The 10,283-nt window shown below is 64.2% G+C and carries 9 protein-coding genes and 2 pseudogenes; 8 read left to right on the plus strand and 3 right to left on the minus strand.

Translation table 11 applies throughout. The features are described 5' to 3' along the window. Window positions 1-227, minus strand: a pseudogene (locus IL54_RS24745) (TolC family protein); the annotation flags it as partial. A 69-nt stretch (window positions 228-296) separates the two neighbouring features. Further along, the gene (locus IL54_RS01285; protein ID WP_037472335.1) at window positions 297-632 is read right to left on the minus strand and encodes a hypothetical protein; all 336 of its coding nucleotides are present in this window, start codon (window positions 630-632) and stop codon (window positions 297-299) included. 121 nt (window positions 633-753) lie between these two features. Here IL54_RS01285 and IL54_RS01290 point away from each other — a divergent pair, with 121 nt between their 5' ends. Together IL54_RS01290 and IL54_RS01295 are read left to right on the plus strand one after the other, a co-directional pair. After that, entirely contained in the window at window positions 754-2,025 is a 1,272-nt protein-coding gene (locus IL54_RS01290) for an ammonium transporter (RefSeq protein WP_037472337.1), read from the plus strand. A gap of 5 nt (window positions 2,026-2,030) precedes the next feature. Continuing rightward, complete coding sequence (locus IL54_RS01295) at window positions 2,031-2,876, plus strand: glycosyltransferase (protein WP_037472339.1); 846 nt, start codon at window positions 2,031-2,033, stop codon at window positions 2,874-2,876. Here the strand turns inward: IL54_RS01295 and IL54_RS01300 are convergent. Next, window positions 2,873-4,225 carry an MFS transporter gene (locus IL54_RS01300; protein ID WP_052027504.1) on the minus strand — a complete coding sequence of 451 codons (1,353 nt, stop codon included), beginning with the start codon at window positions 4,223-4,225 and terminating at the stop codon, window positions 2,873-2,875. The genes IL54_RS01295 and IL54_RS01300 overlap by 4 nt on opposite strands. 165 nt (window positions 4,226-4,390) lie before the next feature. On the opposite strand from IL54_RS01300, the gene cyoA reads away from it, so the two are divergent. From cyoA to IL54_RS23830, 6 genes and pseudogenes are all read left to right on the plus strand, one after another. Further along, the gene (gene cyoA, locus IL54_RS01305) at window positions 4,391-5,530 is read left to right on the plus strand and encodes a ubiquinol oxidase subunit II (protein WP_037472341.1); all 1,140 of its coding nucleotides are present in this window, start codon (window positions 4,391-4,393) and stop codon (window positions 5,528-5,530) included. A 186-nt stretch (window positions 5,531-5,716) separates the two neighbouring features. After that, entirely contained in the window at window positions 5,717-7,735 is a 2,019-nt protein-coding gene (gene cyoB, locus IL54_RS01310) for a cytochrome o ubiquinol oxidase subunit I (RefSeq protein WP_037472343.1), read from the plus strand. A 4-nt stretch (window positions 7,736-7,739) separates the two neighbouring features. Then, window positions 7,740-8,384, plus strand: coding sequence for a cytochrome o ubiquinol oxidase subunit III (cyoC, locus tag IL54_RS01315; RefSeq protein ID WP_037472345.1), 645 nt, complete (start codon window positions 7,740-7,742; stop codon window positions 8,382-8,384). Next, window positions 8,381-8,746 carry a cytochrome o ubiquinol oxidase subunit IV gene (cyoD, locus tag IL54_RS01320; RefSeq protein ID WP_037472347.1) on the plus strand — a complete coding sequence of 122 codons (366 nt, stop codon included), beginning with the start codon at window positions 8,381-8,383 and terminating at the stop codon, window positions 8,744-8,746. Before cyoC ends, cyoD begins: the two co-directional genes overlap by 4 nt. Further along, on the plus strand, window positions 8,743-9,456 hold the full coding sequence (locus IL54_RS01325) for an SURF1 family protein (protein WP_037472349.1): 714 nt from the start codon (window positions 8,743-8,745) through the stop codon (window positions 9,454-9,456). Before cyoD ends, IL54_RS01325 begins: the two co-directional genes overlap by 4 nt. After that, a pseudogene (locus IL54_RS23830) lies at window positions 9,453-10,283 on the plus strand (sensor histidine kinase); the annotation flags it as partial. The gene IL54_RS01325 and the pseudogene IL54_RS23830, both read left to right, overlap by 4 nt.

Genomic DNA, 10,283 nt, shown 5'->3' on the forward strand with positions numbered 1-10,283 from the left:
GCGACATTTTCGGTCTGGATATTCAGTTCGGGATTGGGCCGCAGTCCGGCGACGCTACGCGCCGCCTGCGCGGCGAGCACACCCGCTGCCCCGCTTTCGATGGCGGGCGATGTCGCGCCCGCGCGTTCCAGCGCTTGCGCCAAGGTAAAAGATGGTTCGTCCGCCCGCGCCACGAAGGCGCTGGTGCAGCACGACACGGCCAGACAGGCCGCAAGGATGCGTTTCATGAAGATAATTCCTGAAATCAACGAGAAAGGAACCGCGACGCCGGGCGAGCGCGGTCTATTCGGTCGATGTCAGGCGATGGGTGGGCGCAATGTCCGGGCAGGTTCCACAGCGGACAGGCGCTGCACCGGGGGGATCGTCAGCCGATCGCGGGTGGCCGCTGTCCCGTCGAAAGCGACGCGCGATCCCGCCGTGCCGACATGATGGCCATGGCACCCGCCATGATGATGCGGCAGGCCATGATCCGCGTCGCCGGGCTGCAGGTCGCCATGCATGTCTGCCGCGCTGATTGACAGGCTGCTCTCTTCCTCGACGCAGCCCAAGGCCTCGGTCGCATGGGCGAGCGTTCCCATCCCCATGGAGAAGAGAATCATGACCGCCGCAAAGAAAGACAGCAAACCCCGCATGGCTTGCCCTTAACAGTCTTGCACGCGCCTGTCATCGTCCGCTGATAGAGGCGGCTGCTTATCGAAAACTTTACCCTGTCCGCGCTAGGACGGGTGCCTGTTTGGATTGCCGGGATTACCGATGCGCTTTGTTCTGACCCTGCCCCTGATCGCCGCGCTGGCCGCGCCGCAAGCCGCTTATGCCCAGATCGCCGTCGCCGACAGCGGCGACACCGGCTGGATGATGGTGTGTGCGCTGCTGATCCTGCTTGCGGCCTTGCCGGGATTGATGCTGCGCCATGCGGGCCAGGTCAATGTCCGCAACGCGCTCTCGGTCATGGCGCAGGGCGCGGGCGTCATCGCGACCGTGTCGCTGGCCTGGGCGATCGTTGGCTATAGCCTCGCTTATGCACCGGGCAGCGCCTGGCTCGGCGGCGGGGCGAACCTGCTGCTCGCCAATCTCGCGCAATTGCGCGAAGGGCTGACGGTGCCCGAATCCGCCTTCGTCCTGTTTCAGCTTGCCCTTGCCTTGCTTGCCGCCTGCCTGCTGGTCGGCGCCGTCGCCGAACGCGCGCGGATAGGCTGGTTCCTCGCCTTCGCGCCGCTCTGGCTGCTGCTCGTCTATGCGCCGATCACCCATGCGGTGTGGGGCGGCGGCTGGCTGGCGGACTTGGGCGTCATGGATTTCGCCGGCGGTCTGGTCGTCCATGGCGTCGCGGGCTTTTCCGCCCTTACGCTGGCGTTGATCGCCGGGCGCAGGCGCGATCCCGCCAGTGTCGGCCATGCGCCGGTTCTCAGCCTCGCGGGCGGAGCGCTGCTGTGGATCGGCCTGTCCGGCATGGTCGGCGGCTGGGCGCTCGGCGCGACGGACGATGCCGCGACCGCGCTGCTCAACCATCATTTCGCCGCCTGCGCCGCTGCGCTGACCTGGGCGCTGCTCGACCATGTGCTGGGCAAGCGCACCACCGCCACCGGCATATTGTCGGGTGCCCTGGCCGGGATCGCCGCCATCGCCGCCTCGGCCGCGCTGGTCGGTACCGGGGGCGCGATGCTGATCGGCGTGATCGCCGCGTTCCTCTGCCACCTGGCCCAGCCCCTTGTCGCTGGACGGGTAGATGACAGCGCCAGCGTCTTCGCCATCCACGGCCTCGGCGGCGCGACCGGCATCCTGCTCCTGCCCGTCTTCGCCCTGCCGCTGATGGGCGGGGTCGGCTTCGACATCGGCATTACCCTGACCAGCGCGCTGATCTCACAAGCCATCGGCCTCGTCATCGTCGCGCTCTGGGCCATGGTGGGCAGCGCCATCGCCGCGCTGATCGTCTCGATGCTGATCCCCATGCGCGCCACCGCGCAGGAGGAAGCGGACGGCCTCGATCTGGCCCAGCATGGCCAGCAGGGCTGGGACTTCCGCTAACCGCCATGGCCGTCGCCGTCGCCATCTTCGCCCATCAGGAGGAGCGCCGGATCGGCGCCTGCTTGGCCTCGCTCCCGCTAGACCGGCCTGACACGCTTTTCCATGTGTTAGTCAACGGCACGACCGACGCCACCGTCGCCCGCGCCACGGCGGCGGCGGGCGGACGCACCAACATCATCGTCCACGACATCAAGGCGGGCGGCAAGTCGCGCACTTGGAACCATATGGTCCATGGCCTGCTGACCGGGATGGAAGACGCCGTCATCTTCATGGACGGCGACGCGCAGATCGTCGCCGGGTCGATCGACGCGCTGGTCGCGGACCTCGCCGCCAACCCCCAAGCCAATGCCAGCGCCGGCATGCCAATGAACGGGCGCATGGCCGAATTCTATCGCCGAAACCTCAAGATCGAAGGCGGCCTGTTCGGCGATCTCTATGCTTTATCAGGACCGTTCGTCGCGGCAATCCGCGCGCGCGGCCTGCGCCTGCCCGACGACCTGATCGGCGACGATGGCCTGGTCGCCGCCTGGGCGCATACCAACCTCGCCAGCGATGCCGACTGGCAGCATGGCCGCGTACTAGCCTGCGACGCGGCGGGCTTTCTGTGCGAACAGGTCAGCCTCGCCCGCCCCTCGACCTGGGCGATGCAATATAAGCGGCTGATCAACTACTCCGTGCGCTTCTTCCAGAACCGGATCGTGTCGGACATCATGACGCGGGAGGGGCCGGACGGCCTGCCCCCGCGCCTCGCCAGCCTCTATTCCGACTGGCTCGCCCGCTTCCGCCCGCGCGCCGGCCTTACCGGCTGGTTCGATCGCAAGGCCCTGGCGCGGATGCGCAAAGCGCTTTAGCGGTCGCGGCCCGCCAGTTCCTTGTTTACGAACAGCGCAAAGCCCGTCACGATCGCGCCGGACAGCAGATAGGCACCCGACGCCGCCAGCCCGAACTCGGTCGAGATCAGCAACGCCACCAGCGGCGCGAACCCTGCGCCCACCAACCAGGCCAGATCCGACGTCAGCGCCGATCCGGTATAACGCGTCGCCGACCGGAAGTTGGACGCCACCACGCCCGACGACTGGCCAAAGCTCAGGCCCAGCAGGATGAAGCCGATCACCATGAACGCCACTTCGCCCAGATCGCCGCCATTGAGCAGCAGCGGTGCCGCGACCGCGAAAAAGGCCGTTCCCACCGCCGAATAGCCGAGCAGCCGCCGCCGCCCGATCATATCCGCGACAAAGCCCGACACGATGATCGCCAGCACGCCCACGAACGCGCCGATGACCTCGATCATCAAAAAGCGTTCCAGCGGCTCGTCGGTATAAAGCGCTATCCACGACAGCGGAAACACCGTAACCATATGGAACAGCGCAAAGCTCGCCAGCGGCGCAAATGCCCCGATGACGATGTTGCGCCCTTCGCTGCGCACGGTTTCGATTACCGGCGAAGGCTGTAATTCGCGCGCTTCATACAGCCGCGCAAATTCCTCCGTCACCACGATCCGCAACCGCGCGAACAGCGCAACGACGTTGATCGCGAAAGCGACGAAGAAGGGATAGCGCCAGCCCCAGCTGAGGAAGTCGGCGGTGGATAGGGTGGAGAGGAAGAAGGCAAACAGCCCCGCCGCCACGATCAACGCCAACGGCGCGCCCAATTGCGGCATCATCGCATACCAGCCGCGCTTGGCCTGCGGCGCGTTGAGCGACAGCAGCGAGGCCAGCCCGTCCCATGTCCCGCCCAGCGCCACGCCCTGCCCCGCGCGGAACAGCGCCAGCAGCACCGCCGACCAATGGCCGATCGTCTCATAGCCCGGCAGGAAGGCGATGGCCGCCGTCGATCCGCCCAGCAGGAACAGCGCAATGGTCAGTTTCACCCCGCGCCCGAAGCGACGGTCCACCGCCATGAAGATGAGCGACCCGATCGGCCGCGTCACGAACGCCAGCGCGAAGATGGCGAAGGACCAGAGCGTCCCTTCCAGCGGCGACAGATAGGGAAAGACATGCGCCGGGAAGACGATGCACGAGGCGATCGCATAGACGAAGAAGTCGAAAAATTCCGACGTCCGGCCGATGATCACGCCGATGGCGATCTCGCCCGGCGCAATCTTCTTGCCGTCATGGGCGTGAAGGTTGCGCATGTCGCGTTCCGCCTGGGTGGAGTTGGTCTCCAGCTCAGGGCCGGGCGTGGTCGTCGCGGAGGTCATGGCGTGAAACGGGCCTTCATGCTGCGGGAACGATTCGGGGCCGCACAAGGCTGCACGACGAATCATTCCGGTGGTCAAATATACCCATGCCCCATTTCGCCACTGCGCAGGGATAGGACAAAAGGTCCAATGTCACCCCGCAATTTTCCCGACTAGACGAGCCTCATGATCGCCCGCACGCCCGCCCCAAGCCGCGCATTTCTGCGCCGATTCGCTCCCCTCCTACTGCTGCCGCTCGGCGCATGCGACTGGGTGGTCATGGCCCCGTCGGGCGATGTTGCAATGCAACAACGCGACCTCATTTTGATATCGACAGCGCTGATGCTGCTGATCGTCCTGCCCGTCATGGGCACGATCGGCTGGTTCGCCTGGAAATATCGCGCCAAGGCGCAGGCGAAGGATTATGATCCCGACTGGGACCATTCCACCAGCTTGGAATTGCTGATCTGGTCGGCCCCGCTGCTGATCATTATCGCGCTGGGCGCGGTGACCTGGACCAGCACCCATTTGCTCGACCCCTATCGCCCGATCGAACGCATCGATTCGGCGCGCAAGGTCGATCCTGCGGCCAAACGTCTGCAGGTCGAGGTGGTGGCGATGGATTGGAAGTGGCTGTTCATCTACCCCGAACTCGGCATCGCGACAGTCAATGAACTGGCCGCGCCAGTCGATCGACCGATCGAGTTCAAGATTACCTCCTCCACCATCATGAACAGCTTTTTCGTGCCCGCGCTGGCGGGTCAGATCTATGCCATGCCCGGCATGCAGACGACGCTTCATGCCGTCGCCAACAAGCCCGGCACGTTCGATGGCTTCTCCGCCAACTATTCCGGCGCAGGCTTCTCCAACATGCGCTTCAAGTTCCACGCCATGGATCAGGGCGGGTTCGACCAGTGGGTCGCCCGCGTGAAGGCCAGCGGGGCGACGCTCGACCGCGCGACCTATGTGAAGTTGGAACAGCCGAGCGAGAAGGTGAAGCCCCTATATTTCGCGCGCGTCGAGCCCCGCCTGTTCCACGCCGCGCTCAACATGTGCGCGCAACCAGGCAAGCGCTGCATGGACGAGATCATGATGACCGACATGCATGGCGGCGCTGGCAAGGAATCGGCCCACGATACCAAGGGCCTGCGCCATGACGGCACGATCGACGTCGGCGGCTATCACCCGGTCGAACCCGGCAAGAAGGGCGAGATCGCCCAACCCGCGGGCATGACCCCTGCTGCCAAGCGCACCCCTGCGGAGCAAGGCAACCAGGCACCGGGTCAGCAGGACCATGACGGGCACGGAGCGCATCATGGGAATTAAGGCTCTTCCTCCCCTCGCCCACGCCCTCCTCCCCTCGCAGGGGAGGTGGCAGCCCGAAGGGCTGACGGAGGGGTGTCACCCTCTCGATAGCGGGACACCCCTCCGTCTGGCTATGCCAGACACCTCCCCTTCCAGGGGAGGATCATTCCCTCTCCCCCTTCTCTCTACATCAAGGCCGTAACGCCCATGTCCCCGCATCCCGCCTCCGAAAATAGTGGCATCTGGAAGCTGATCTTCGGTCGTCTCGACTGGAGTTCGCTCCCCCTGCATGAGCCGATCGTCGTCGGCACCTTCCTGATGGTCGCGCTGGGGGGCGCGGTGGTGTTCGGGCTGGTTACCAAATATAAACTCTGGGGCACGCTCTGGAACGACTGGTTCACCACCGTCGATCACAAGCGCATCGGCATCATGTATATGATCCTGGGGCTCATCATGTTCCTGCGCGGCTTCGCTGACGCGATCATGATGCGGCTGCAGCAGGCGATGGCGTTCAACGGTTCCGAAGGTTATCTGAACGCCCATCATTACGACCAGATTTTCACGGCGCACGGCGTCATCATGATCTTCTTCGTCGCGATGCCGATGATCACCGGGATCATGAACTATATCGTCCCGCTCCAGATCGGCGCGCGCGACGTGTCCTTCCCCTTCCTCAACAATTTCAGCTTCTGGATGACCACGGCAGGCGCGATCATCGTCATGATGTCGCTGTTCGTGGGTGAGTTCGCGCGCACCGGCTGGCTGGCCTACCCACCGCTGTCGGGCATCGCCTATTCGCCGGGCGTGGGGGTCGATTATTATATCTGGGGCTTGCAGATAGCGGGCATCGGCACATTGCTATCGGGCGTCAACCTGATCGCGACCATCGTCAAGATGCGCGCGCCGGGCATGACGATGATGAAGATGCCCATCTTCACCTGGACGTCCCTGTGCGCCAACGTGCTGATCGTCGCCGCCTTCCCGGTGCTGACCGCAGTCTTGGCACTGCTCAGCCTCGACCGCTATATCGGCACAGCCTTCTTCACCAACGACATGGGCGGCAACCCCATGATGTATGTGAACCTGATCTGGATCTGGGGTCACCCGGAAGTCTATATCCTCATCCTGCCGCTGTTCGGCGTGTTCTCCGAAGTCACCTCGACCTTCTCGTCCAAGCGCCTCTTTGGCTATAGCTCGATGGTCTATGCGACGATCGTCATCGCGCTGCTCAGCTATCTCGTCTGGCTGCACCATTTCTTCACCATGGGGTCGGGCGCCAGCGTCAACAGCTTCTTTGGCATCACGACGATGGTCATCTCGATTCCCACGGGTGCCAAGCTCTTCAACTGGCTGTTCACCATGTATCGCGGCCGCATCCGCTATGAACTGCCGATGATGTGGACGGTCGCCTTCATGCTGACCTTCACCGTGGGCGGCATGACCGGCGTACTGCTCGCCGTGCCACCGGCCGACTTCGTGCTGCACAACTCGCTGTTCCTGATCGCGCATTTCCATAATGTGATCATCGGCGGCGTGCTGTTCGGTCTGTTCGCGGCGATCAATTACTGGTGGCCCAAGGCCTTCGGCTTCCGCCTGGAAACCACCTGGGGCAAGCGCAGCTTCTGGCTCTGGGTCGTCGGCTTCTGGACCGCCTTCATGCCGCTCTATGTGCTGGGCCTGATGGGCGTCACCCGCCGGATGCGCGTGTTCGACGATCCGAGCTTGCAAATCTGGTTCCAGATCGCGGCGCTGGGCGCAGTAATGATCGCGGCGGGCATCGCCTGCATGTTCATCCAGTTCGCGGTCAGCATCAAGAATCGCGATCAGTTGCGCGACACGACCGGCGATCCCTGGGACGGCCGCACGCTGGAATGGGCGACCAGTTCGCCCCCGCCAGACTATAATTTCGCCTTCACGCCCGTCATCCATGATGGCGACGCCTGGGCGGACATGAAGAAGCGCGGCTATCAGCGTCCATTGACCGGCTACAAGGCGATCCATATGCCGTCCAATACCGCAACCGGCCTGATCATCGCCGGCCTGTCCGTGGCCTTCTCGTTCGGCATGATCTGGTACATCTGGTGGCTGGCGGGCCTATCCTTCGTCGGCATCCTCGCCGTCGCGATCGGCCATACCTTCAACTATAAGCGCGACTTCTATATCCCGCAGGATGTGGTCGAGCGCACCGAGGGCGAGCGCAGCGCGCTGCTCGCAACACAGGGCTAACATCATGGCCACACGCTCCAAGATCGACCCCGCCTTCCTCGACCAGGACGGCAAGCCCCTCTTCCATTTGGGCGAGGAACCGCATCATCCCGAAGGTTCCAGCACGTCGTTGGGCTTCTGGATTTACCTGATGAGCGACTGCCTCATCTTCGCCTGCCTGTTCGCCACCTATGCGGTGCTGAGCGGCAGCTATGCCGCGGGGCCAGGGCCGCGCGACCTGTTCGACCTGAACCTCGTCGCGCTCAACACCGCCATGCTGCTCTTCTCGTCAATCACCTACGGCTTTGCCATGTTGTCGATGGAAAAGAACAAGGTCGCCGCGACCCAGGGCTGGCTGGCCATCACCGGCCTGTTCGGCCTCGCCTTCCTCGGCATCGAACTCTACGAATTCGCGCACCTCATCCACGAGGGCGCAACGCCGCAGCGGTCGGGCTTCCTGTCCGCCTTCTTCGCGCTGGTCGGCACCCATGGCCTGCACGTCACCTTCGGCATCATCTGGCTGGTGACGCTGATGGTTCAGGTCACCAAAAAAGGGCTGATCCCCGCCAATCAGCGCCGCCTGATGTGCCTCAGCATGTTCTGGCACTTCCTGGACGTCATCTGGATCGGCGTCTTCACCTTCGTCTATCTCATGGGGATGCTGCGATGAGCGCGCACGATCACGACACCCACGCGCATGGCGCCCACGGCACGATGGGCAGCTATATGATCGGCTTCGGCCTGTCGGTCCTGCTGACGGCCATCCCCTTCTGGCTGGTGATGACCGGCTATTTCGCCAATACGCAGACCACCGCGCTCGTCATCATGGCCTTCGCGGTCGTGCAGATCGTCGTCCACATGATCTACTTCCTGCATATGAACACCCGTTCCGAAGGCGGCTGGTCGATGATGGCGCTGATGTTCACTTTGGTCCTGGTGGTCATCACCCTGTCCGGTTCAATGTGGGTCATGTATCATCTGAACACCAACATGATGCCCGCCATGACGCATGACATGAGCCAGATGCCGTGACAGAAGCGAACCCCCGCCATGGCCGGGCGGGGTTCGCGATCGGCCTGACGCTGATCGCGGCTGTGCTGTTTACGACCCTATGTACGCTTGGCGTCTGGCAGGTCGAACGGCTGGCGTGGAAACGCGATTTGATTGTCCGGGTCGCTGTCCGCATTCACGCCCCGCCGGTGCCAGCGCCCGCCATAGCGACCAAATCGGACGAATATCGCCGCGTCGCCGCGACCGGCACTTTCCTCCACGACCGCGCCACTCTGGTCCAGGCGTCGACTGTCCGCGGCCCCGGCTTCTGGGTGCTGACCCCGCTCCGGCGTGCGGACGGCACGACGCTGCTCATCAATCGCGGCTTCGTGCCGCCCGACGCCCGCACCAGTTACACCCGCCCGACGGGGCAAGTCCGCATCACCGGCCTGCTGCGCCTGACCGAACCGGGCGGCGGCTTCCTGCGCGACAATGACCCCGCCGCCGATCGCTGGTATTCGCGCGACGTCGCCGCCACCGCCGCCGCCCGCGCCCTGCCCGCCACGCTGCCTTACTTCATCGACGCCGATGCCGGGGCGCAGCCCGACGCCCTGCCCATCGGCGGGCTAACCGTGGTGCAATTCCCCAACAACCATCTTGTCTACGCCATCACCTGGTTCGCGCTGGCGGCGATGGTCGCGGGTGCCTATATCTTCGTCATGCGCCAGTCAGGAAAAGATCGCCGGGCATGAAGGGCAACACGCCCCTGCGCGCGCGCTGGCTCCCCAGCCAATGGTCCGCCGATGCGGCCGGACGTAAGAATATGGCGCTGCTGGTCCAGTTACGCTGGATCGCGATCGCGGGGCAGGTCGCGACCATCCTGATCGTCCATTATGCCATGGACATCCGCCTGCCCTTTCTGTCCATGCTGGTCGTGCCCTGCATCGCCGCCGCCATGAACCTTGGCAGCATGATGATCTTGCGGCGGCGCACCGACATCAGCCATGCCGAACTCTTCCTGGCACTGCTGTTCGACGTGCTGGCGCTGACCACCCAACTGTATCTGAGCGGCGGCGCGACCAACCCCTTCATCTCGCTCTATCTGGTGCAGGTGGCGCTGGGGGCAGTCCTGCTCCACCGCTGGAGCGTCTGGGGCATCGTTGCCATCTCCTCGCTCTGCGCCGCGATGCTCTCGCTCTTCTACCGCCCGCTGGATCTGAGCGAAGCGTTCGAAGGCCGCCTGTTCGACTTGCATATCATCGGCACCTGGATCTGCCTCACCATGATCGCGGTGCTGCTGGTCCTGTTTATGACCCGCATCACCCGCAACCTGCAACAGCGCGAAGCCTATCTCGCCCGGTTGCGGCAGCAGGCGGCGGAGGAGGAGCATATCGTCCGCATGGGCCTGCTCGCATCGGGCGCGGCGCATGAATTGGGCACCCCGCTCGCCCAACTAGCCGTCGTGCTGGGCGACTGGCGGCACATGCCCGAAATCATTGGCCACCCCGCTTTGGTCGAGGAAGTCGGCGAGATGGAAACCGCCATCAAGCGCTGCAAGGCGATCCTGTCGGGCATATTG

Origin of the sequence: Sphingobium sp. ba1, from assembly GCF_000743655.1 — a bacterium.
Taxonomy (GTDB): domain Bacteria; phylum Pseudomonadota; class Alphaproteobacteria; order Sphingomonadales; family Sphingomonadaceae; genus Sphingobium.

Bases quoted from the DNA above. Each gene is read 5' to 3' on its own strand.
- cyoB (WP_037472343.1), top strand. From the start codon at position 5,717: ATGTCCCCGCATCCCGCCTCCGAAAATAGTGGCATCTGGAAGCTGATC.
- cyoA (WP_037472341.1), top strand. From the start codon at position 4,391: ATGATCGCCCGCACGCCCGCCCCAAGCCGCGCATTTCTGCGCCGATTC.
- IL54_RS01290 (WP_037472337.1), top strand. From the start codon at position 754: ATGCGCTTTGTTCTGACCCTGCCCCTGATCGCCGCGCTGGCCGCGCCG.
- IL54_RS01295 (WP_037472339.1), top strand. From the start codon at position 2,031: ATGGCCGTCGCCGTCGCCATCTTCGCCCATCAGGAGGAGCGCCGGATC.
- cyoC (WP_037472345.1), top strand. From the start codon at position 7,740: ATGGCCACACGCTCCAAGATCGACCCCGCCTTCCTCGACCAGGACGGC.
- IL54_RS01300 (WP_052027504.1), bottom strand. From the start codon at position 4,225: ATGACCTCCGCGACGACCACGCCCGGCCCTGAGCTGGAGACCAACTCC.
- IL54_RS01285 (WP_037472335.1), bottom strand. From the start codon at position 632: ATGCGGGGTTTGCTGTCTTTCTTTGCGGCGGTCATGATTCTCTTCTCC.
- cyoD (WP_037472347.1), top strand. From the start codon at position 8,381: ATGAGCGCGCACGATCACGACACCCACGCGCATGGCGCCCACGGCACG.